The sequence below is a fragment of the Paenibacillus campi genome (assembly GCF_034659835.1).
GTDB lineage: Bacteria > Bacillota > Bacilli > Paenibacillales > Paenibacillaceae > Saccharibacillus > Saccharibacillus campi.
The window spans coordinates 1,199,804-1,224,505 of sequence record NZ_JAXSQZ010000001.1 but is presented as its reverse complement, the minus strand read 5'-3'; the positions used below and the strand labels follow the sequence as shown (position 1 = coordinate 1,224,505).

General features: G+C 47.6%; 19 protein-coding genes. 3 read left to right on the top strand and 16 right to left on the bottom strand.

The genetic code is table 11. The annotated features are described in order from the left end of the window. Positions 1 to 182: 182 nt before the first annotated feature. Positions 183 to 452 carry a 30S ribosomal protein S14 gene (gene rpsN / locus U1I11_RS04900; protein ID WP_322904269.1) on the bottom strand — a complete coding sequence of 90 codons (270 nt, stop codon included), beginning with the start codon at positions 450 to 452 and terminating at the stop codon, positions 183 to 185. Positions 453 to 794: 342 nt separating this feature from the next. Here rpsN and U1I11_RS04895 point away from each other — a divergent pair, with 342 nt between their 5' ends. Beyond that, a complete protein-coding gene (locus U1I11_RS04895; protein ID WP_416235441.1) occupies positions 795 to 1,781 on the top strand; it encodes an LCP family protein in 987 nt (328 codons plus the stop codon). Between the two features lie 151 nt (positions 1,782 to 1,932). Here U1I11_RS04895 and U1I11_RS04890 read toward each other — a convergent pair whose 3' ends face one another. The 9 genes from U1I11_RS04890 to U1I11_RS04850 all read right to left on the bottom strand — a co-directional run bounded on the left by U1I11_RS04890 (position 1,933) and on the right by U1I11_RS04850 (position 13,325). After that, positions 1,933 to 2,757, bottom strand: coding sequence for a LutC/YkgG family protein (locus U1I11_RS04890; protein WP_322904268.1), 825 nt, complete (start codon positions 2,755 to 2,757; stop codon positions 1,933 to 1,935). Further along, entirely contained in the window at positions 2,747 to 4,270 is a 1,524-nt protein-coding gene (locus U1I11_RS04885; RefSeq protein WP_322904267.1) for a LutB/LldF family L-lactate oxidation iron-sulfur protein, read from the bottom strand. Before U1I11_RS04885 ends, U1I11_RS04890 begins: the two co-directional genes overlap by 11 nt. Continuing rightward, positions 4,267 to 4,995 (bottom strand): (Fe-S)-binding protein, encoded by a 729-nt coding sequence (locus U1I11_RS04880; RefSeq protein ID WP_322904266.1) that lies wholly within the window; start codon positions 4,993 to 4,995, stop codon positions 4,267 to 4,269. Before U1I11_RS04880 ends, U1I11_RS04885 begins: the two co-directional genes overlap by 4 nt. 387 nt (positions 4,996 to 5,382) lie before the next feature. After that, positions 5,383 to 6,141: a DeoR/GlpR family DNA-binding transcription regulator gene (locus U1I11_RS04875; RefSeq protein WP_322904523.1), complete on the bottom strand. Its 759-nt coding sequence runs from the start codon at positions 6,139 to 6,141 to the stop codon at positions 5,383 to 5,385. Between the two features lie 21 nt (positions 6,142 to 6,162). Next, complete coding sequence (locus U1I11_RS04870) at positions 6,163 to 7,638, bottom strand: rhamnulokinase (protein WP_322904265.1); 1,476 nt, start codon at positions 7,636 to 7,638, stop codon at positions 6,163 to 6,165. Next, a complete protein-coding gene (gene rhaI / locus U1I11_RS04865; protein WP_322904264.1) occupies positions 7,635 to 8,855 on the bottom strand; it encodes an L-rhamnose isomerase in 1,221 nt (406 codons plus the stop codon). The genes U1I11_RS04870 and rhaI overlap by 4 nt, the downstream gene beginning before the upstream one ends. A gap of 407 nt (positions 8,856 to 9,262) precedes the next feature. Next, positions 9,263 to 11,332: a bifunctional aldolase/short-chain dehydrogenase gene (locus tag U1I11_RS04860; RefSeq protein WP_322904263.1), complete on the bottom strand. Its 2,070-nt coding sequence runs from the start codon at positions 11,330 to 11,332 to the stop codon at positions 9,263 to 9,265. Positions 11,333 to 11,876: 544 nt separating this feature from the next. After that, a complete protein-coding gene (locus U1I11_RS04855; RefSeq protein WP_322904262.1) occupies positions 11,877 to 12,266 on the bottom strand; it encodes a DoxX family protein in 390 nt (129 codons plus the stop codon). A 108-nt stretch (positions 12,267 to 12,374) separates the two neighbouring features. Further along, the gene (locus U1I11_RS04850) at positions 12,375 to 13,325 is read right to left on the bottom strand and encodes a ring-cleaving dioxygenase (protein ID WP_322904261.1); all 951 of its coding nucleotides are present in this window, start codon (positions 13,323 to 13,325) and stop codon (positions 12,375 to 12,377) included. 397 nt (positions 13,326 to 13,722) lie between these two features. Here U1I11_RS04850 and U1I11_RS04845 point away from each other — a divergent pair, with 397 nt between their 5' ends. Then, complete coding sequence (locus U1I11_RS04845; RefSeq protein ID WP_322904260.1) at positions 13,723 to 13,899, top strand: hypothetical protein; 177 nt, start codon at positions 13,723 to 13,725, stop codon at positions 13,897 to 13,899. A gap of 247 nt (positions 13,900 to 14,146) precedes the next feature. Here the strand turns inward: U1I11_RS04845 and U1I11_RS04840 are convergent, their stop codons facing one another. The 3 genes from U1I11_RS04840 to U1I11_RS04830 all read right to left on the bottom strand — a co-directional run bounded on the left by U1I11_RS04840 (position 14,147) and on the right by U1I11_RS04830 (position 17,824). Further along, positions 14,147 to 14,305 (bottom strand): hypothetical protein, encoded by a 159-nt coding sequence (locus tag U1I11_RS04840; RefSeq protein ID WP_322904539.1) that lies wholly within the window; start codon positions 14,303 to 14,305, stop codon positions 14,147 to 14,149. 275 nt (positions 14,306 to 14,580) lie between these two features. Then, the gene (locus U1I11_RS04835) at positions 14,581 to 16,179 is read right to left on the bottom strand and encodes a catalase (RefSeq protein ID WP_322904259.1); all 1,599 of its coding nucleotides are present in this window, start codon (positions 16,177 to 16,179) and stop codon (positions 14,581 to 14,583) included. Between the two features lie 430 nt (positions 16,180 to 16,609). Further along, positions 16,610 to 17,824 (bottom strand): MFS transporter, encoded by a 1,215-nt coding sequence (locus U1I11_RS04830; protein ID WP_322904258.1) that lies wholly within the window; start codon positions 17,822 to 17,824, stop codon positions 16,610 to 16,612. Positions 17,825 to 18,125: 301 nt separating this feature from the next. Here U1I11_RS04830 and U1I11_RS04825 point away from each other — a divergent pair, with 301 nt between their 5' ends. Beyond that, on the top strand, positions 18,126 to 19,859 hold the full coding sequence (locus U1I11_RS04825) for an alpha/beta fold hydrolase (protein WP_322904257.1): 1,734 nt from the start codon (positions 18,126 to 18,128) through the stop codon (positions 19,857 to 19,859). 763 nt (positions 19,860 to 20,622) lie between these two features. Here U1I11_RS04825 and U1I11_RS04820 read toward each other — a convergent pair. The 3 genes from U1I11_RS04820 to U1I11_RS04810 form a co-directional block, all read right to left on the bottom strand. Beyond that, positions 20,623 to 21,771 (bottom strand): NADH-dependent flavin oxidoreductase, encoded by a 1,149-nt coding sequence (locus U1I11_RS04820; RefSeq protein WP_322904255.1) that lies wholly within the window; start codon positions 21,769 to 21,771, stop codon positions 20,623 to 20,625. 257 nt (positions 21,772 to 22,028) lie between these two features. Beyond that, the gene (locus U1I11_RS04815; RefSeq protein WP_322904254.1) at positions 22,029 to 23,522 is read right to left on the bottom strand and encodes an MDR family MFS transporter; all 1,494 of its coding nucleotides are present in this window, start codon (positions 23,520 to 23,522) and stop codon (positions 22,029 to 22,031) included. Further along, positions 23,515 to 24,432, bottom strand: a complete 918-nt coding sequence (locus tag U1I11_RS04810; protein WP_322904253.1) for a TetR/AcrR family transcriptional regulator — start codon at positions 24,430 to 24,432, stop codon at positions 23,515 to 23,517. The genes U1I11_RS04815 and U1I11_RS04810 overlap by 8 nt, the downstream gene beginning before the upstream one ends. Between the last annotated feature and the right edge of the window lie 270 nt (positions 24,433 to 24,702).

Genomic DNA, 24,702 nt, shown 5'->3' with positions numbered 1-24,702 from the left:
TTTTGCCAAATCAGGTTTCGCCCGGCATTCCGGTAACAATCCATCATTTGCTATCATTATAGCATCATTTATAGCGCTTTCAAGTAATTTTTGCCGAAAAAGCAGTCTGCCGACCGATACAGGCAACAGACCGCTTTTTACTAATCACTCATGCAAATGATCATCCGACCATCATGTCACAATTACCAGCTCGCCTTTTTTACACCAGGAATTTGCCCTTGATACGCAAGTTCGCGGAAAACGATCCGGGATACTTTGAATTTGCTCAAATATCCATGCGGACGTCCGGTTACTTGACAACGATTGTGCAAACGAGTAGGTGAAGAATCACGCGGCAGCTTGCTCAGCGCTTCGTAATCCCCTGCTTCTTTCAATTGACGACGTTTTGCCGCATATTTGGCAACCAATGCCTCACGCTGGCGTTGGCGAACAACTTTTGATTTTTTAGCCAAACATAAACACTCCATTTCTCTATTAGATTAATCGTAATTATTACTATTAATACAGTATAAAGCATATTGTAGCTGGATGCAACCTGTTCTGCTATTTTAGTGACTCCCTTATGAACTAAAATAGTAAATGTAACCAAATCAGAATATATGACATCTTTTCGCAAATAAAATTAATTTTTTAATTTCAAAATCGCTATTAAAACGTTATAAAATTGACATTATGTTCTTTTCTGTCTATCATTTATAAGGTTGCTACAGGTCGAATGACCGGAATACGTTGTAATCTATTCGGTATGTTGGTTGGAATTTTAACTCATACCGAATAGTGGAAGGAGTGTTTTTTTGAAAAAATCATTCAAAGTATGGAAATGGTTTTTGCTGATCATCTTGCTTGCAGGTGGTAGTATAGCTAGTTATTACGCCTATTCTATCGCTCATTTTGCTTCATCGATCACTACAGCCGAGCGCAGCAATGCGGATGTTGATCCATCTGGCGCAGGCAAAGGTGGCGAGTTGCCGGACATTCCGGAATGGGATGGTACACAACCGGTGCATTTGTTATTGCTCGGTACAGACAGTCGGGATGCCGATAGCAACGGGCGCTCCGATTCGATGATGGTTGCTACGATCGATCCGGTTACGAAGCGAACGTATCTAATGTCTATTTTGCGTGATACGTATGTCGATATACCAGGGCACGGTTACAGTCGTATTAATGCCGCTTATTCGTATGGCGGTGCACCGCTGGCGATGGAAACGGTCAGTAAGCTGCTCGGCATTTCGATTGATCATTATGTCAAAATCGATTTTGAAGGCTTTAAATCACTAGTTGATACCGTCGGCGGCGTAGAGATCGATGTGGAAAAAGATATGAAATATACCGATGGCGGCGATGGACACCGCTACGATATCGATCTCCAAAAAGGATTGCAAACACTCGATGGTACACATGCGCTGCAATATGTACGTTTCCGTCATGATGCCACATCGGATTTTACACGTACAGAGCGCCAGCGTAAGTTTCTAACAGCACTGGCGGCGAAACTGCAAAGTTCAAGCTCACTGATCAAACTGCCCGGCATTCTAAACGGTGTCGCCCCTTATATTGAAACAAATATGCCAACGTTTACGATGCTCAAACTGTCACGACTTGGGCTAGATGTGAATGTGAATCGCACAGTGAAAGTGCAAATTCCGCCTAACTCGTTGCTGGAAGCAAAAACGGTGCGTGGTGCGGCAGTGCTTGGTGTGGATGAGGTACGGTTACGCCAGTATATCGATCAAATGTTCAATGATTCTGGTACAGAAACAGAGCAATTGGCAAAATAGTCGCTCGATAATATGATGGATTCATCAACATTTGAGTTGTGCATTTTTAAACAATCCCATATACATAAGGTCATCCTCCACAGGATGACCTTTTTATTTGATTCCATATTCACTTCGACTGCTTAACCAAGCTATTACTGTACTATCCTATTCAACCGATCAACAATGTATAAATAATCCCAGGCCCATGCACACCGATCGTCAGATCATTTTCGATATCTGATGAACGGCTTGGCCCTGATATAAAATGTATACCAGCAGGCAATTGTTCACGTCCGCGCTGATCTAGTGGAATTAGCAGCTCGCCCAGTCGTGTATATAGACGTTCTCTAGGCAATAATACGATACATACCGTCGGCAGCAGACTGACCGCTCGCCCCTGTACAGCAGATGAAGTGACCATTACCGTTCCGGTATAAGCGGCTGCGCCTTCTGCCATTACAATGCCGATATCCGCCCCTGCCGCTATCGCGCGCCAGTCGAGCTGCTCATTTTCATTCCAGGCTGCGATATGCACATCAGGCAGTTGCTGCTCTAAACGAAGCTGTTCTAGCTCAGGTTGCTGCTGGCGTACAATCTCACGTGCTTTCAATTCCTGTGCATAACGGACGATCCACTCACCTGCTGCTTCCAGACTGTCAACCGCTACGACATAACCGCCAACTTCTTGAAAATGAATCGTAAACCGCTCTACACGTTCCCGCTCATTCCAGCTCCATTCATTCCATAGGGTTGGTGCACCGCGAAATGGATGAGCCGGTGGCTCGCTAGCTGCTGGACGTCCAAGTCGGGATGAAATATGATCGATAAATGTCTGCTGATCTCGCCGCGAACGTTGTTCCAGTTCCGCAAGCCACGGTAGCTGAACGTCTTCACCTTGCGTAGCATGTGTAACAATAGACGATACTGGCGGTTCGATATCGCTACATTTTGATGTGTTCGATATGTTGGTAGATGAATGGGGATTACGATTCATCGGAGTCACCTCTTTGGCTTCGTTGTCTCGCTTGAACGAGTTGTTCCATCCGCTCTGTCAGCGCTGCATCCATCGTCACCCGTTCCTGCGCTAGCTGCTGTTCTAATTCAGACCAGCGCTCACGAAATGGTTGCTCTGCCAGCTGGGGCATATTCCGATACGTATTCCAGCCTTTGAGCGGGCCAATCTTTAATGAAATGGTGCCATTATGAACGACCGGCTTCTGGAACAACCGTCCTATTTTCAGCGCTGCACCGAGACGTTTGGAATTGCCCATCACGACCGCAAAACTTTTCATGCCAAGCGATTCCCAGCGGTTTCCGTGTCCACGCTCCACCTTGCGGCGGCGTAGATAGACGAGCATATCATGCAGCGGAATTTTCACTGGGCATGCTTCATAACATGCTCCGCACAAACTGGATGCATTGGCGATATCATCCCATTCCGCCACATTACGGTTGAGCGCTGGTGTTAATACCGCGCCGATCGGGCCACTATATGTCCCTCCGTACGAATGTCCACCAATCTGCCTGTATACCGGGCACACATTCAGACATGCACCACAGCGAATACAATTGAGCAACTCCTGAAATTCCGGATCACCAAGCTGCTCAGAACGACCGTTATCGACGATAACGATATGCATTTCTTCCGGCCCATCACCATCTTGTTGACGTTTAGGCCCGGTAATACCGGACATGTACATCGTCAGCCGCTGACCGGTTGCCGAACGCGGCAATAGCGTCGCCATCACTTCCAAATCCGCCCATGACGGAATAATGCGCTCCATGCCCATCAGTGTAATTTGCGTTTTTGGTACGGTCGTGACCATACGGGCATTGCCTTCATTTTCAAACAGTACCATTGAGCCGGTTTCAGCAATCGCAAAATTGCAGCCGGTCATACCGATATCGGCATCGAGAAACTTTTGACGCAGCTTGCGCCGCACATAACCAGCCAGCACGGTCGTATCCGGCGGCAGTTCCTCTCCGGCATCCTCGGATAATAACTCGGCAATCTGGTAACGGTTTTTGTGAATCGCAGGAATGACGATATGGGATGGCCCTTCACCGGCAAGCTGAATAATGTATTCACCGAGATCGCTTTCAACCGCTTCGATGCCTGCTTGTTCCAGCGCATGATTAATATGCAATTCCTCCGACACCATCGACTTCGATTTGACGACCGACTTTGCCGCTTTATGACGGGCGATCGTCATCACGATCTCGGTCGCAGCCGCTGTATTTTGAGCAAAATGAACATGTACACCGTTCGCGCGCGCATTGTCCACAAACAGATTCAAATAATAATCAAGATGTGCGATCGTATGCAGACGAATCTGTCTGCCACGCTCGCGCCATTCCTCCCAGTTACCGTGTTCAGTGGCAGCGTTTTGCTTGCCATTGCGCAGCCGTTCGGTCGTAAAACGAACCGCTTTGCGTAAAAAGTCATTGTTTAAGGCGATATCAGCACGCTGTTTCACACTGTCGGACACGTTCCCGCTCGTATTCATCGTACCGCCACCCCCTCATACAACAACTCTGCCAAATGCATCACCCGCACCTGCTCGCCGCGATGGCGCAAATTACCAGCGATATTCATCAAACATGCCATATCCAAACCGACAAGCACTTCCGCCTCGGTTTCTTTAATATGATCGACTTTTTCCGTCACCATTGAACCGGAAATGTCCGCCATTTTGACGGCAAAAGTACCGCCAAATCCACAACAATCGTCGGCAAATGGCAATGGCACCAGCTCCAATCCACGCACATGCGACAACAATGCAATCGGTTCCTCGCGCACACCGAGCAGACGGCTGCCATGACAAGATGGATGATACGTCACCCGGTGCGGAAAATGAGCGCCAACATCAGTAATGCCCAGCACTTGCACTACAAATTGGGTAAATTCATACGTTTTCGCTTCCAGTGACTGCGCCTGCTCCAACCATACGGGATCATCTTTAAACAGCTCGGCATAATGATGAATCATATACGTGCATGAACCGGAGGGCGAGACGACAAAGTCACTGTGTTGGAACGCTTGCAAAATCGTTTTGGCAGCGGTACGTGTTTCCTCCCAATAGCCACTGTTGTAGGATGGCTGCCCGCAACAGGTTTGTACGGTCGGAAAATCCAGCTTGACCCCGTGCGCCGCTAACAGCCGCACCATCGCCTCACCGACCTGTGGATAGATCGCATCACTTAGACAAGTAATAAATAGCGATACTTTCATTGCTGCATCTCTCCTTTACCGGATCGTTAAAAGATGGCTATCGACTGCGACAAAGATGCACTGCCTGATCGAATGGACGGTGGTCCGCATCGTTGCCGCCGGATGACGACCAGCTTTTTGCTGATGCATGTTATAACGTACTCTAAGCGCGTTAGTCATTGTCGTTTGTATTTACACATTGTTGCTCATCAAGTAAATGGTTGGATCGTTTATTAAGCCAGTAGTTGTGTGGAGCAACTATGTGATATGTGTACTTTCAGCTTACTCGGCAAATGGCATTCAAGCTTAGGCTAAGCGCCATATCAAGTTCGTGCACGCTCATTCGTCTCCAATTACAGGCCTCTGCTTGCATACGATCATCCACAGCTGCAACTCGCGTTATTTCCGTTAGACGATCGTTACATCTATACTGTGCTCTTTGAGCTGTGCCACCATTTCGCTTGCAATCCGGCTGTCCGTAATCAATTGATCGACCTCGCTCAAATTCATTACATGTGCAAATGCCTGTACCCCAAATTTGCTTGCATCCGCGAGTAAAATGATCTGATCTGCCATGCCGACCATTTTCTGCTTCACTCGTCCTTGCAGCTCGCTTGATTCACTCACTCCGCGCTCTAGATGTACACCCTGACAGGACAGAAACAGTTTGTTCACATAATACGTTTCCAGCGAACGCTCCGCCAGCGGCCCGACAAATGAGAGCGAGCGCGATACAAGCTGTCCACCGGTAGAGATGACTTCGATCTTTTCCCGATTGCTAAGCTGGGTTGCGACGCGAATCGAATTGGTCAACACGGTCAGCGGAATATCCGGCAGCGATGCCGCCATATACCATGCCGTCGTGCTTGCATCGAGCAAAATGCGATCATGCGGCTCGATCAGTTTGACCGCCTGTTCCGCAATACGACGCTTTTCTTCGGCATGCATAATTTCGCGTTCTGAAAATGGCGTCTCCGGCTGCTCGCCTTGGACGCTGACCGCACCGCCATGCGAACGCCGGAGCAGACCTTGCCGCTCCAGCCGATCCAGATCACGGCGAATTGTTTCTTCAGTCACTTGACAACGTTCACTCAGCTCGGTGACGCGCATACTGCCGTGTTCATTGACCAGCTTCACAATTTTGTCATATCGCTGTGCCACCAGCATCATATCCTCAACTCCGACTCGTTATTGTACAGGTACGTTCACATACTGGCAAAACCGTGCATACGCCTGCTCCCACATGTCTCGCTCCTGTGGCTCATACAGTTCCACCGGGAAGGAGTCGCGAATGACCGTACGCGCTTCTGCCATGTTTTTAAATGTACCTTGTGCTATCCATTGTACCGCCAGATTACCAATCGCGCTTGCTTCGGCTGGGCCTGCCCATACCGGACGGGCAATCGCGTTTGCCGTCCATTGGCAAAGCAGTCGATTTTGAATCCCCCCGCCTACCATATGCAGCCCATCAAACGTTTTGCCAGACAATTGTTCGGTCAACTCCAACACATAGCGATATTTGAATACAAGACTTTCAAAAATGCAGCGTGCGACCGCACCACGCGATTGTGGCAGCGGTTGATTCGTGCGATGACAATAGTCTGCTACCCGTACTGCCATATCACCGGCATGCAGAAATACCGGATCATCTGGATCGATAAAACATTGAAACGCCGATGCTGCCTCCGTTCCTGACAGCCAATCGGCATAAGACGCATAATGCCCGTCCCGCTCGCATTCCCGTTTGTATTCTTGGAAAATCCACAAACCCATAATATTTTTGAGCAGCCGATACGTGCCGTATGCACCGCCTTCATTGGTAAAATTAAGCGCTAGCGCCTGTTCATTAATGATCGGTTCCGGTACCTCGGTGCCCATTAGCGACCATGTGCCACAGCTTAGATAAGCAAACGAATCCGACCATGCCGGCACCGCCACGACAGCCGAAGCGGTATCATGCTCAGCAACCGCTGTCACCGCAATCGCAGGCAGTCCAAGCGCATCTGTAAGTGCGGGACGCAGCCGTCCGGCTGGTGTACCTGGCTGCACCGGCTTGCCAAACCATGATGACGGGATGCCGATATGGGACAACAACTTGCGTTCCCATTCCTGCTGGCGCGCATTGTACAACTGTGTCGTCGTCGCATTCGTAAATTCGCTAATCATCTCGCCGGTCATAAAATAACGCAGCAAATCCGGAATCATGAGCAAACGCTGCGCCTCTTTCAACAGCGGCGAATCATCGCGCCGCAGCGCGGCAAGCTGATACAGCGTATTAAAACTTAAAAATTGAATCCCGGTCGCCGCAAAAATCCGCTCTGCCGTCAGCTCCGCCACCAGCTGCTCCATCATACCAGCCGTATGCGGATCACGGTAATGATACGGATTGCCAAGCAATTCACCAGTACGTCCGATCAAGCCAAAATCAACTGCCCAAGAGTCGATGCCGATGCTGTCCGGCACCATCCGTTCTTGTTTGGCTACGATCAGACCATGCTGCAACTCATGATACAGCCGTAAAATATCCCAGTACAGATGCGCACCGACTTTCACCGGCTCATTCGCAAAACGGTGAATTTCCTGCGTCACGATCCGGTTGTCTGTCAGTCTGCCTACAATCGCCCTGCCGCTGCCTGCGCCCAGATCATACGCAAGAATCGTCACCAGCTTGCACCACCTTTGCCACGCGCCAAAATGCGTTGTCCATACGCATCACCTACATACGCACGCATCGGATCAACCGGCAAACCTTGTTCTTCCCGTACCGCCTGCAATAATGGAGTTACATCAAATTCAAACGCACGTCTGACCGCATCCTCGGCACCGAGCACATCGCCGCGCTGCTGCGCCTCGGCTACCTCACGATGATCGACAAGCAGCGCCTTGGCATACTGGGTTTGCACATTAAGCACCGAACGGATCATCGCCGGAATTTTCTGCTCGATATTGTGCGACTGATCGATCATATACGCAATCCCGTTTACCGCATCGAGCAGCCGCTGTTCCCCACTGTCCGCCGCCTCCAAAATTTGATAAAAAATCAAAAACAGTTCATACGGATTAATCGCACCAACAATCAGATCATCATCGGCATATTTATAGCTGTTAAAATGAAACCCGCCCAGCCGTCCTTCATCGATCAAATACGATACGATATGCTCCACATTTGCCCCAGGCAGATGGTGTCCGGTATCGACTAACACCTGCGCTTGTTCACCCAACTTTAGCGCCAAATTGTACGCCATACCCCAATCGGCAATATCGGTATGATAAAAAGCCGGCTCAAACGCCTTGTATTCAATTAGCATGCGCATATCCGGCGATAATGCACTATACATCTCTGCCAGCGCTTCCAGCATCCAATGTTTGCGCTGACGAATGCTGCCTTGTCCCGGATAATTAGTACCATCGGCAAACCAGAGGCTGATGTCGCGCGATCCGGTCGCCCGTGCAATATCGACGCATTCCAGCAAATGCGCGGTCGCTTTACGCCGGACAGCCGCATCCGTATGCGTCACACTACCAAGCATGTAATCCTCGTCCTGAAACAGATTCGGATTGATCGCGCCGATGTTCAAATTCAGATTTTCCGCAGCCGTACGCAGCTTGCTATAATCGTCCACTTGATCCCACGGAATATGAATCGCCACCGATGGACATAATCCGGTCACACGGTGTACCTGTGCGGCATCTTCCAACTTTTCGAATGGATTACGCGGCACACCTTCCTTTTGAAACACTTTGAAACGAGTGCCGGAATCGCCATATCCCCATGAAGGGGTCTCGATTTGCAGCGCTTTGAGCCGTGCTTTAATTTTGTTCAAGTCTATGCCGCGTGCTTGCTGCTGTTCCTCAAACAGGGCGTACGCTTTATCGGTCATAATAATGCCTCCTTAAGCAGATCGTTTGGGGTTGTGGCGTATTAGGACAAGTCATTTAATGCAAATTCAAGTGCTTGAAGCTCGTAAACACGGAAGCAATATGGTGTGTTGCTTCGTAATTTTTATTAGGGCATGTCTTCAAATTACTTTGCAAGTAGTTCAATGCATTTGTTCATTAGACTACTGCTGTACAAACGGCTCAATTGACTTGAAATGTGACCGTTTCAACCGATGGATTGTTCATATACACATCTACAACATGGAAAATGTATTACAATTCAGTTGTAGATTAGATCGCTGTGCTTGCTAGCAAAAGGAAGTGCACCGTTTCTTGATCATGTAGTCAACATCATGCAATTAACGTACGTAGTGTATATGTTGTTAGTGCAATGCTTTTTATTTATTTTTTAGCGCGTAAATGCTGCTGGAACGCCGCCGTCGATCGTTAACATACAGCCGGTCGTTTTTGCCGCTTTGGAGGAGGCGAAGTAAGCGACGCCTTCGGCGATATCGTCCGGGTAAATGTTCACTAGCAATGTTGTCCGTTTGCGATAATGATCTTCCAATTGATCGGGCTCGATGCCATAAGCGGCGGCGCGTTCGTTGCGCCAGTTGGAGTTCCAAATTGCTGAGCCTTGCAAGATGGCGTCTGGCAAAATCGTATTGACCCGAATGCCCAGTTCGCCGCCCTCGGCTGCAATGCAGCGTGCCAGATGGGCTTCTAATGCTTTGGCAGAGCTGTAGGCGGTTACATTTTTGCCGGCATAGATCGAGTTTTTGGAGCCGATAAATACCATGCTGCCGCCGAGTTGCTGTTGCTTCATCAGTTTGAATGCTTCGCGGGCGACCAGAAAATAGCCGGTACCCAGTACATTCATATTTAGCTCCCATTCTTTTAGCGATGTTTCGTCAAATGGACTTGAAGTTGCTAGTCCGGCATTGTTAATCAAAATATCGACACCACCGTATGCTAGCGAGACATGCGCTAATGCGGCTTCGACAAGCGCTTCATTCGTGACGTCCATGTGCACTGCTAATGCGCGTCCGGCACCAAAGCTGGCATTCAGTTCATCCGCTACCTTCTGCGCACCTTCCACATTCAGATCAGCCAGCACGACATGTGCACCTTCACTCACAAGGCGACGTGCGGTCGCACTGCCGATGCCACCTGCACCGCCGGTAATAACGGCGATTTGACGGGAAAATTCCGCCTCTGGCGGTGCCAGTGTTAGCTTGTACAGCTCCAGCCGCCAATATTCCACATGATACGATTCCGCCTCACTTAATGATACGAATTGTCCTAAAGCTGTCGCACCGCCCATAACCGCAATCGCCCGGTGATACAGCGCTCCGCTTACGAGCGACATCGCATGACTTTTGCCGGTATTGATCATGCCGATACCTGGAATTAGAATGACACGTGGCGCCGGCTCAAACATGACATCGCCCTCGCTATGATTGCGTTCAAAATAATCTTTATATTGCTCCTTATACCGCTCCACACCGGTCAGTACCGCCTGTTTCAATCCTTCTACATCATCCGCTGCTGGCGTCCAATCGATAAATAATGGTGTCATCTTCGTATGCACAAGATGATCCGGGCAAGCTGCGCCCACTTGCGATAATGCCGCCGAATCGTGTCCATTGACAAATGTGAGCACATCATCGGCATCATCAAACGTTAAGATCATGCGCTTGCTATCGCTTACCGCTCCACGCAGTGCGGGCATGAGCGCTGCCACTAGCTGTTGTCGTTGCTCCGATGGTAGCGCTTGCAATTTTTCGCCACCAAATGTTAATTGTTGGCTGGCATGCTCGGCAATATACTGTGCTGCCAAATTGATCATTTCAATCGTTTTATCGTAACATTGCTCTGGCGTATCGCCCCATGTGACCAGACCATGTTTTTCCATTAATACGAGCTCAGCGTTCGGATGATCAAGCACGCCTTGAGCGATCATTTTGGATAATGTAAAACCAGGGCGAATATACGGTACCCATACAAAACGATCACCAAAAATCCGCTGTGCGATCTCTTTGCCATTGTCCGCGCAGCATAGACTAATAATCGCATCCGGATGGGTATGATCCACATGACGAAACGGCAAAAACGCATGCAGCAACGTTTCAATCGACGGACGAGGTGCCTTTGGATCAATCATACAATTAGCCAAATAAGCGACCATCTCCTCATCCGACATTTGCTCCCGCTGAAACAATGGACGAATATCATCCATCCGCAGCCCGGTAAAGTGCTGTGCCTTCATCGAAGCCAGATCAGAACCGCTACCTTTAACAAACATCACATCTACATCACGTCCACGAAAATCCTGCACGACCGTCTTGCTTGACGTATTGCCACCGCCCCAGTTACATACCCGGCGATCTGAACCGATCAGATTAGAGCGATATACAAGCTGGTCTACACCTTCCGCATAAGCTGCTGCCTGACTCGCATTCCATTGATTTGGTATCATCCTTCATCCTCCATCGCTTGGTTTGGTCTACCAGTAGCAGTTCAGCCTGTTACATCGTTACGATGCGTTTCACCGCTTGCTAGTTTCCAGTTGTCATTCATTGCCTATTCAGCTTGCTTTTCTGGAGTATATCATTTCTGTTTTATTTTGAAAATATATAATTCGGAAATAAACAAAAATATATTCAATATTGATAACGCTTAAACGGACTAAAGTAAAAGAATACGCCAAAAACTCCACCTGCTGCACAATGTATCGTTAGCAACAGGTGGAGCTTTACGCAAACAGGGGAATTGGAATGAAAATTTACATACATGACGCGTCACACCACGACAACACACTAACGACAGCGCGATTTCTCATCGATCGTTCAGATGCGCTTGACGATCACTTCCTTATAGCGGCTGATGCGATCCAGCTATGTTCCCAATTATACATATAAGTCTCACTTTATACTTCTTGTCAAACTACATCTTTTCAAAAATAAATGTTTGCTTCTTTTTGATTCTGCTCAATAGGTTAGCCATATTTCCGCATGGACTGCTTAAAAATGCACTGCCCATGCACCTGAACCGATGAGCGCCAAACCGATTGCTACGACGATCAGAAACAGATTGTACTCAAACCCGCCGCCACCGTTGGCAAAACCTTTTGCACCATGCACTTTGGCAATCGCACCAAGCATCACGATCGTAACGAGTAGGGCTGCCAGCGGCAACCACAGACCGAGCAGGAACAAAATACCGCTTAACAGTTCGGCGATACCACTAATGGTTGCCGCTACATGACCTGGCTTAATACCGATCGATTCAAACCAGCCACCTGTACCTTTAATGCCATAACCACCAAACCAACCAAACAATTTCTGTGTACCATAAAATACAAACACAACACCAATCATCAACCGAATTAAAAACAACCCTAAATCTTCCATGTTAAAACACTCCTTATATTGTTATTTATATATTTTATTTATGCATGCACAGCAATTGCTACCTATTCCCACGCTATCGTTTGCTGTCCAGCTTCGTCCACATCGTGCTCATCCTTTCACTTCATCCAGCTCACGCACTTCAAATGGCAATAACAATTGTTCCAATTTGGCGCGATGTGCTTCATATTGCTCCGGCAGCATCAGTTGCTGCCCCATCGTTGCATACGATTCATCATGGGCAAAGCCCGGAGGATCGGTAGCAATTTCGAACAATATTTCGCCATGCTCTCTAAAATAGATCGCGTTAAAATAATTGCGATCACGCACAGCGGTTACGCCATAACCGTGATTGCCTACGTACGCTTGCCATTCCAATTGATCTTGATCGTCGCTAGCACGCCAAGCGATATGATGCACCGTACCGACGCCCATTTCGCCATGCACACCGGTCGTCATTTTCAGCTCGATCACATTGCCGATAGTTGCGGACGCATGGTAGCGCATATAATCGCCTTCCTGACCGACTTGTTCCAGTCCCATCACATGTTCCAGCAAATGCGCCGTCTGTGCGGGTTGCGTGGAATACAATGTCGCACCACCAAACCCTTTGATCGCCACATCCGCATTTATACCGCCAAAACTCCAACCATTCGGGTCTGCCACACCACGAGCAACAAGTTCCAGATGCAGACCGTGCGGATCGTCAAATGCCAAATACGTTTCATCGAACCGTACATGAGTATGATACGCAATGCCAAACTGCTCTAACCGTTTTGCCCAGAAATCGAGAGTTCCTTGCGGTACGACATAAGACGTAACCCCAACCTGTCCATCTCCGATCACCCCTTGCGTTGCTCCCGCCCACGGAAAAAAGGTAATGATCGTTCCCGGTTTGCCACCCTCATCGCCAAAATACAGATGGTATGTACCAGGATCATCAAAGTTAACTGTTTGTTTCACCAGCCGTAAGCCTAGCACACCGGCGTAAAAATCTACATTTTCCTGTGGATGCCCTACAATGGCTGTAATATGGTGAATGCCCATCGTTTGTTTGTTCATGACTATGCTCCCCTTTGATTGAAATCGTAGATCGTACATGATGCAGTCGTTTATGAAGCTGTAAACTATTTCAAGTCCATCTTCGCCTTATTTAATAAATCTTAATTTAAAGATATTTGGTTATGAGATAATATTACTTAGCCTTGAGATAAATGTCAACCCCTTTTGCACGATCTGTTTGATATTAATTTTCGGGCACGTTTCGTTTGCATGGAGGTGCCCCTACGGCTCAGCCCCATCATACGACAATACGCATAGCTCCCATATGATGCGCAATTGTATTTCGGTTAGGACAAATAGCGTAATACTAGCATCGTGTTTTCATTCCCAGCAAACGGGTAATGTAAAGGAGAGTCCATACACCATTAGCTTAAGACATCATAAGGAGGAGAATAACATGGCAGAAGACAACAAAATGGAAAACCCGAATTCCGAGGATACACTGATGGAGAAACGCAAAAAGGAACAAGGCGCCAATCCTGAAACACAAGCAGACGATTGGGTAGCAAAGCCATCTCCGGTTGCTGCTGGTGATGAAGATAAAGATAATAAACATCAAGATTCCGACAAGTAAAATTGGGCATCTGCTGCACGATTGCTGAATGATCAAACTTGTCGAAATGAGTATACACGCATAGAGCAGGCAGTATCGATCATCATGATCGGTACTGCCTTTTTATCGGTTAGCTTGGCATATAGTAATGCTACAAGCTCGTACCAATCTCAAATGGCATTGGGATGCGATAACTGATTCGCAACTGAATAATACGACTCGGTTGTGTCAATTTAATTCATCACATGCCCATACTACACAAACCTATTCAAGCGATCAACTTCAACTGCTTCGCCTGCTCCTCGGTCAAAATAAACTGCTCTTGTGCATACGTCTCATCTTCATTTTGCACGCCAAACATTTGCATCACTTCATTCCAAACGCCTTTTTGTACCGCTTCTTCTTGTGTAATAATAATTTTCATCATGATCGCCGCCTTTATAAAAATGACTTAGCCGTATAAGCTTGCCTATACACTTGCATCCACTTCAATTTATATTTAAACGAATTGTCGATTCAGTTAAACAGCAATAGGATCACATAACAGCCTCATCAAAACCGTACAAAAAGACCAACCGACACGATGTCGATTGATCTTTTGTTCGTTTATAACATCATTCTACACAGCAGCCTGAACGGTTACTCGTCCAATGCCTTGCTCCGGCTCGGCGCATCCGTCCAGCTCAACTACTTCACTTACACTTAATACGGCTTGGCATCATGCCCTGTATGTTCCGCCTTTTTCGCGGCAGCATGAGCGCGATGTGTCGGCTTGCCCATAGTTGGATCAGCGAGCGCTTTGTCGATTTCTTCTTGTACACGACGGCCGTATTCCTCATCTGCCTGCTGGATATTTGCCAGCACAAGCCCGCGAATGTCTTCATTGCACTGCGCGAGATTGCCACCGAGATTTTTCACCAGCTCGTCGCGTTCCCAATCTTCGAAATTACGATACGTCTCGCCCGCCTGTACGAAATCGTTCGGACGGTCGATCTTTTCACGCATCAGACGTGCATCATAATATTCCGGCTCATGGTCTTTACCCGGCTTTGGCGCTTCTTTCAAACCGCCGAGCGAAGACGGCTCATAATTCACATGCGGGTTTTGACCTGGTGCACGGTCGCTATGATAGCGCATTTGTCCGCCGGAATGGTTTGTCGCCACACGGCTATGCGGCGCATTGATCGGCAACTGCTGATAATTCGAGCCAACGCGGTGACGCTGGGTGTCGGAATAGGAGAATGTACGTCCTTGCAGCAATTTATCGTCCGAGAAGTCCAATCCGTCTACGAGTACGCCAGTACCAAAAGCAACCTGCTCTACCTCGTTAAAATAATCCTCTGGATTGCGATTCAGCGTCATTTTGCCGACTTTAAGGAACGGAAATTTATCTTCTGGCCACAGTTTAGTCGGATCGAGCGGATCGAAATCGAGTTCAGGGTGGTAACTGTCTTCCATAATTTGCACGCACAATTCCCATTCCGGGTAATCGCCGTTCTGAATTGCATCGTACAGATCGATCGTTGCATGGTTGAAATCAAGCGCCTGAATTTGGTTCGCTTCATCCTGCAACAGATTGCGGATACCTTGCAGCGGTTCCCAGTGGTATTTGATCAATACCGCTTCACCGGCTTCATTCACCCATTTGTATGTGTTGACGCCAGAGCCTTGCATTTCACGGTAATTGGCTGGAATGCCCCACGGTGAAAACAGAAATGTAATCATATGGGTCGATTCCGGGCTGTTGCCGATGAAATCAAAGAAACGCTCCATATCCTGCACATTCGTAATCGGATCGGGCTTAAACGCATGTACCATATCCGGGAATTTAAGCGGATCGCGAATAAAGAAAATTTTTAAGTTGTTGCCGACCAAATCCCAGTTTCCATCTTCGGTATAAAATTTAGTTGCAAAGCCGCGCGGATCGCGCAATGTTTCCGGCGAATGTCCACCGTGCACAACGGTCGAAAAACGTACAAACACCGGTGTCTGTTTACCCTTTTCCTGAAACAGCTTGGCGCGTGTATATTTGGAGACCGGTTCATCACCAACCGTGCCATAAGCTTCAAATACGCCATGTGCACCTGCTCCACGCGCATGCACGACACGCTCAGGCACACGTTCACGGTCAAAATGAGTAATTTTTTCGAGGAAATTGTAATTTTCCATCGTAATCGGTCCACGATTGCCGACCGTTCTCACATTCTGATTATCGGTGACAGGATGCCCCTGTCGGTTTGTCAGCGTTACATTTTCTTCTTGATCATTCGATTGCGGTTGCTTTTTGTTCTCATCTGCCATAAAATCTTCCGCCCTTCAAGAAAGTATAAATTTGCTGAAACAGTGCACACCGGGTGACGCGGAAAAACAAGGCAACATAGTTGCCGCCAATTTGTCGGCTCCATGCTGTCTAACTTGTACAGATCAAAGGTAATCTCTGCTTCACGCTGCATCGTTCAGCGTCTGCAACCGCTTCGTCAGCCAGCGTCATCATTTTGTATCATAACGATACAGGTTTGTGCCTACAGTGACGATTCAAACGGTTACATTACCTTTTTTTACCTGCATGGATTCATTATAAAACAATTTCAGGCGAAAAAGTGAACGATTTCTTATTTTTGTCCAATTTGTGAATGAAGATCATATGAAACAGGCTATATAAAACAAACTGCTCGCCAGCGCAGCTTGTTTCAGCGCGCTAACGAACAGCTTATGGATCGAGGAAACTTGACTATTCCAGCTCGATCCCTTTTGTTTCTTTACCGAGGAATAATACCACCATCGCCCCGATCACAATCGCGATGAAAAACAGAATAAAAATGCTGCTTACCGCCACCCCGTTACCGACGAGCATGCCGACTAGAAACGGCGCGATCACACCGCCGATTCGTCCAAAACCTGCCGCCATTCCCGTTCCGGTCGAACGTACCCGTGTCGGATACAATTCCGGTGTGTACGCATACAATCCACCCCATGCACCGAGATTGAAAAACGACAAACACATGCCCGCCAAAATGAGCGACAATTCACTCGTCGCAAAGCCAAACCAAATTGCACTTACCGCCGTTAGCAGCAAATACACAACGAGCACAAATTTACGTCCAAATTTTTCAATAAAATACGCTGCTGTAAAATAACCCGGCAATTGCGCCAGCGTCATAATGAGCACATATTCAAAACTTTTGATTAATGTAAACCCTTTTAAACCCATCACCGATGGCAACCACAAAAACATACCATAATATGAAAACACGACTGTAAACCATAAAATCCATGCCATCAGCGTCGCCCGCCGATGCTGACTGCTCCAAATGTCTTGCAACCCTTGCCTAAATGAAGGTCGTTCTGCCGCTGTTCGGTTCAAATAACGCGGTGAATCGTCGATTGCACGGCGTAAATACAGTGCATACAGCGCTGGCACCGCCCCGATTATAAAGCCCCATTGCCAGCCATAACGCGCGATCACAAAGTACGCCACCACCGCCGAAATAATCCAGCCAAACGCCCAAAAGCTTTCCAACAGCACGACCGCACGTCCGCGTTCTTTTACGGCGACCGATTCCGATACAAGCGTCGAAGCGACCGGCAACTCGCCGCCCAGACCGAAACCAGCGATAAAACGCAGCAACAACAGCACGCCAAATCCGGTCGCAAGCGCTGACAAGCCGCTCGCAATCGAGAAAATAAGCAATGTCCATAGCAAAATCGATTTGCGTCCATACCGATCTGCCAAATAACCGGCAGCAATCGCCCCAACCGCCATACCGACCGAATTGATGCTGGTCAAATAACCGATCTGCTGTGGGCTAAGCTGCCAGCTTTTCGCCAGTGCCGCCGCAATAAAGGAGATCATCCCGACCTCCATCGCATCAAACATCCAGCTAAACCCTGCGCTAAACAGCAACTTACGCTGTTTTGGATTGCGCAACAGTTCCATATTTTTCATCGTCTAACCCCTTTTTCTCGGCATGCTTGTACTTTTTGTTACATACCTTTCCAGCTTTAATCCGAGCGGTACATAACGAGCATGCCGTAATGTATGTAGTCACGACTTTTATTATACCCAATTGCCACGAAAATACCTCACATCTGTACGTAAATCGTGTACAGTGCCATCATTAAAATTTTTATCGTTCATTTTGTACAGTTAAACATAGAGATCACAAATTTAGGTAACAGATTTAATACAGCTGCTATACAGTGAGGGAGAATATCGTTTCCCATATATTACATAATCGAGGAGGATCATGATGATGTTACGACACAAATGGCTAGCAGGTGTACTCGCGCTTAGTATCGCGCTACCGCTACTGCCACAACACGCGTATATGGCACCGGTTAATCCGACTGTTGCTGCGGTACCTGGCGGTTGGGCGGCTGGGCAAACACCGCTAAATTTGTCACCTGATAAACCGGTGCTTTTATTCGTACACGGACTGACCAGTCAGGCAAAAATTTGGTATGAAGACAATGATATGTATCAATATGCCTACAACAATGGCTACCAGACCGCCTTTATTAACATGTACGATGTTACCGGCACACCGGAAGATATGTGGAAAGATGGCGAACTACTTGCCGCCAAAATCAAAGAAATCAGCCAGCACTATGGCGGCAAAAAAATCGTCATTATCGCCCACAGCAAAGGCGGCGTCGATACACAGGCTGCACTCGTACGCTACAATGCCTATCCTTATGTAAGCCGGGTAATTACGCTCAGTACACCACATCACGGTTCCGAGTTGGCTGACCTCGCCTACAGCAGTTGGGCAGGCTGGCTTGCCGAGCTGGTCGGTTCACAAAACCCAGGTACAAGCTCATTGCAAACCGCGTATATGCAATATTTTCGCTCCGAAATGGACAAAGACCCCGATGTGAACAAAGTTCCATTTTATACGCTAAGCGGTAATAAATGGTCTGGCTCTAACAAAGCATCCTATACATTTGGCGGCGCGTATTTATCGGTATTTGGCAGCAATGATGGTGTTGTAACGACCGCAAGTGCGCTCCTGCCTGGCGCTACACTCATTCGCAGCGGGCCGTGGAATCATGCGACCGTGCGCACTGGCTCGTATACGTTCAATCTGTTCCAACCGTATATCGGCACGGTGAGCGGAGCGGCGGCAAGCGCTGCACCGGCAGCCTCATCGCTGTCTGCATCCCGTACAACTGTAAACTCAGTTAGCACCAATGTGTACGGCGATTCGACCGTCGCCGGAAATGTGTATGAAACACCAACAGATCAACCGACGACCGCGACCGATTCAACCGCCACAGCGCTTGCTTCCGGCAGTTCCAGCAGCGATGCAACTGCCGATGCTCCACTGCCTAACGGTCATCTGTACGTACGTGGCGGTCAATCCAACGGCACAGCCAGCGAAGCGTTGACGGTGGAAGATGGAGTACAATCGATCACACTGGACTGGATTAGCAATAAGCCACTGCGAGAACTGCAATTGATCGCACCGGATGGCAAACGTCAGCATATTACGGTGCAAAGCGCTCAGGATGATAATATGTTTAAAGGTGCCTATCACCATATCGCTCGTTTGGAACAGCCAGCCGTTGGCAATTGGCAAGTGCGTGCTGTCGGTAATCATTCCGGTGCTTATTTGATGACAGCTGTGTACGGATCAAGCGCCAGCAATGCGAGCTTGCACGCCTCCATTTCCGGCAACGGCACACTGGATATGAAACTGCAAACCGAAGGGCTGCGTTCTGAACGCACAACTGCCAACTATACGGTCGATTATTATGATGCCGATGGCAAAAAGATCGCGCCACCGTCTACCGCGCAGCGCTCGCTCATCGCCGGACAAATGGAAGCAAGTGTTCCGACACCAACAGCAGGCACTCCTTCCAACTATGTGATTACGACCGATATTAACGGTATGACCGCAGCAGGCAAGCCGTACAAACGCACACTGATTAAGTCTGTGTATGTGGATGCCAACGGGCAGACGTATTCGGAATCAGAATAAGCTTGCGTGATGTTTGGCAACGTTGTATAGATACTATACGTATGATCGCTGATCAAGCGAAATATTGGGCGATACGATCGAAACTGGATTATGAATACAATCGAGCTGGATTGCCATACGTTCATTTGCCAAAAATTGTTTATCACCTGAACGTACGCCTGTTATTAGGCTGTCTCAAGTGAAAGTTGTGTTCGAACATGTCCTTAACCTATTCATACTCAAGCGATGGTTGATGGTTAGATCGACATGCTGTAAATGTACTTCAGACAAGCTGCTATGTAGGCGACATTATATTTTAGTTAGCGCGGTCGATCTATTACGTAGTGTGTTCAAACGAACTATCTCGTCATTTTGTTATGTAAAACAGTTGTTTAAAATAAAGTGAACCGCTTGTATAGCGTAATCTCATGTCAACTAAGCGTATCGAGCAGTCTGTCGACACGTCTTGGCAAAATCAACCTGTAATAAAAATAGCCGTACAGTGTTGGACAACTGTGCGGCTATTTTTTACTTCAGCAATTCTGATTGCCTTTACTGCCTCGTCTTAGCTTAATCTATGATGACTACTGTATGATCAATTGAGTATGAGCATATTGAATTGCGTTCATACTTAATTTGCAATCAAGACAGTGCATTAACATGATTGCAGAACGATCCTAAGTGATAGAACATATCGGCTCGTGTATTCCGCTGCTCATGCACTTGATTTAGTTTGAGATTGAGTTATTTCGGTAGAAATTGAGTTATTTTGGTAAAGTGCGAATTATTTCGTTACTTGTTCCGTTTCAACAACAGGGAACCAGCCCGGAATATTAATGACCATATTCCATAGCGGATCAGGCAAAACGAGCGTTTGCTGATCATTTTTGTTAATCGTGTATAAAATGTCGCTCTCGCGACCGGATGCTACTTTTTCAACCCATTGTGGATCGACGATCAATTGGCGACCGAGCGCTACGAGCGGTGCACCGGTGTCCAGTACAGCGGCTGCATCATCCGGTGTTTTGACCGAACCAACACCGATAACAGGCACTTTGTTGCCAACACGTTCTTGAATAATTTCGAGACGGGAACGTGTATCTTCCACACCACGGCGCGGTACCGAATTGTATTCCATGAGCGATACGTGCAAATAGCTCAATTTTTGGTCAGCTAGTGCATCGATCAATACGAGTGTATCTGCCATCGTAATGCCTGGTGTTTCCGGTTCTTCCGGCGAGAAGCGATAGCCGACGATAAACGGCCCTTTTGCCTGCTCTTTCACAACGCGTTGCACTTCATCGACGACGGCGAGTGGGAACGCAAGACGTGCGTGCACATCGCCACCCCATTCGTCTGTACGACGATTGGAATGTGGGGAGAAAAATTGCTGAATCAAGTAGCCGTTTGCGCCGTGAATTTCCACGCCGTCAAAACCAGCCGCAATCGCATTGGCGGTTGCCGTACCGAAATCTTTAATAATACTTTCAATTTCTTGTACGCTTAATTCGCGTGGAGTTGTGCCTTGACCGCCATCACCGCGCTCGCTTGGCACAGCGCTCGGTGCTACGACATCACCATCAACTAGCTCGGCTGGTGCGAGACGACCGGCATGGAAAATTTGCAAGACCGCTTTGGAACCGTTCTGTTTGAGCGTGTTTGCCAGACGGGTTAGACCTGGTGTGAACTGTTCACCAACAGCGCGGAACTGATTGGCAAAACCTTTACCATTTGGCGTTACATGCGCAACGGCTGTAATCGACAAACCGACACCAGCGCTGCGACTTGCATAATATTCCAGCTCCGCATCAGATACTGTTTCATCCGGATTGGAGGAAGAATGGGTCATCGGCGCCAGTACGAGGCGGTTTTTAAGTTCGATGCCATCGTTTAGCGTAAAAGGTTGGAACAAAGCTTGATATTTCGGATTCATGGTCAATCTCTCCTGTCTCTATAATAGTGTGTAATGTATGATCTGACCGGCTGTCAGCATATTATTACTAGGATATTATTATAAGTAACAAAGTATAGTATAGTAAACAAATTAATTTTGCGCAAGTTTTTCTGTTAGCAAATGAACAATATGTTCTCAATTCGCTCTATACAGCGTCTATGCTCACTTTTTTATCTCGTCACGGTTAGCCGTTTATCGTCGCTACTATTCTCTACCACTGCAAAGTAAAACCGGTATCACGATTGCGATACCGGTTTGTTTTGTTGCGACGACTGATTTCGTTTGCCTTCATCTGCCTTCACATCTGCTGTAGCAGCTTGGCGATTCCGAAGTGGTGGCTCCTTAAGGAAGAACATCATAAACAGTGCGACCACCGACAAAATCGAAGCGACCGTAAACGCCATATTCGTACCGTGGATCATCGATAGATCAGCTGTTTTGCCGGACATCGCCGCACTTGCCGAGGCATTCGTAAATACGGTAATTAGCACCGCCGTACCGATCGAGCCGCCGACTTGACGCAGCGTATTGTTCATCGCCGTTGCGTGTGATAACAGATGGTTGGGCAACTGATTGAGACCGGCTGTCGTGACCGGCATCATTACCATCGACAAGCCGAGCATGCGCAGCGCAAACATGGCGACGATCTGCCAAATCGGTGTTTGATCGCTTAACAATGTGAACGGAACGGTGCCAAGTAGCAGCAATGTCAGACCGGTTACCCCAAGCTTTTTGGCACCGATTTTATCGAAAATACGACCGGTAATTGGCGACATAACGCCCATTAAAATCGCCCCTGGCAATACGATTAAACCGGACTGCACGGCGGATAGATGGCGTGCATTTTGAATGTACAACGGCAGCAATGTCGACGCGCCGATCATCGCTGTAAACACAATGACTGTAATGATCATCGAAATCGTAAACAACCGATTTTTAAACACACGGAATTCAAGCAACGGCTGTTCCAACTTAAACTGTCTGCGCACAAACAGCAGCAAGCTGACCGCACCGACCGCAACCGTAATTAGCACGGTCGGATCATTCCAACCTTTGGAGGCAGTACTAAAGCCGTACAGCAAACCGCCAAAACCGATGGTCGATAATACGACTGATACCATATCAAGTTTCGGATCGCGCAGTTTGCCGACATTTTTTAATGCAAAAAACGCAATCACAAGGTCGATAACCGCAATCGGCAAAATGATATAAAACAGATCACGCCACGAAAATGTATCGACAATAAAGCCGGATAATGTCGGCCCGATCGCCGGAGCAAATGAAATGACCAGACCGATCATGCCCATTGCTGCTCCCCTGCTTTCTTTCGGGAAAATCAACAGAAATACCGTTTGAATGAGCGGCATCACGATACCGGCACCTGCCGCCTGAATGACACGCCCGACGAGCAATATGCCAAAACTCGGCGAAATAGCAGCAATGAGCGTACCGAGCGCAAACAAACCGATCGATGTTAAAAATAAGGCGCGTGTATTAAATTTATCGATCAAATAAGCGGTGATCGGAATCATAATCCCGTTAACGAGCATATAAATCGTCGTGAGCCATTGTGCAGACGTTGCACCAATGTTTAAATCTCGCATAATATGCGGCAGTGCAGTAACTAACAATGTCTGGTTAAGAAAAGCGACAAAGGCACCTGCCAGCATAATCGCTACAATCACTTTAACATTTAATTTAGGCTGTGGTTCTGCCACTGTATTAGCCATGTTTCTCGTCCTCCCAATTTGCAAAATAAACCTGTTGCAAGTAGGCAACCTCAGCCTGAAGTTCTTCACGCTGCTTTAAATAAGAAATTAACGCATCCATCATAAACGTTTGCGGCGCTTTTTTACGGCGCTCTGCATCCAGACGTTCTACCGCTGCAAGCAGATCGGATCGAACCGACTCCGGGCTATGCTTATGGACTGCCTGCAACAGTTCGCGCACACTTTTGCGCCATTCACTTTCGCCAAAATAACGCCGATTCGCATCGGGTTCATACAGCTTCATCCGTTCTGCCGCTTCCTCATCAATGACCGGTGGGCGTCCAAGCCGCTTGTCGATGATCCCTTCAATTGTATCGACAATGAATTCAGCGATATACTGAATATGCTGCTCTGTCAGCGTAAGCTTCTGATCCAGACGAGTCAGAACAAGCAGTTCTCTCGATATCGACTGCATGCACACTGACAAATCCCATATAATCGGTTCAATTCGGCTGCCGTAAGCAAGCAGCAGTTCTTCCTTTTGCCAGTTTAACATCATACGCTTGAAATCAAGCATCACCTGGCGAATTTGCGAACCAAGCTCCAACGGCATATTTTGATTCAAATTCACAAAAAAATCGTACTTCATGACAAACGACTGCAACTGTACGGATAATTTCTGCACGAGCTGATCACGCGGTATCACCTCATCATCAAAATGAAGCGAGCGGGTCGAGCCTACAATTTCTTCATGCAGCGTACGAATAATTTGCAGCAAAATGTCCTCTTTGGACTGGAACATTTTATAAATGGATGCTTTGGACATATTGCACTGCTCGGCAATGTCCTGCACGGTTGTGGCGAAGTATCCTTTCTCTGCAAACAATTGCCCGCCCGCTTTTAACACCGCTTTTTTACGATCATCTCCCATACCGAGGCATCTCCTACAAAATGAAGTAATAGTTATGTGTATGTTATCTCTATCTAAAAACTTAACGGTACTAGCAGAACCGATCAGTTCTTTTCATTATTTTATACCTCGTTTTTTGCAAAGTCAAACATGCGTTATGTAAATTTTTCATTATTTTCTGCGTTTTTTTGAAATATGACTGGGAGCGTAGGAGGGCGTGTACGCCAATTGAGTAGGCTGTAGCAGATATACCCTAATAAATAAAAAACCGGCAAGTTCTCCCTCGAGAAA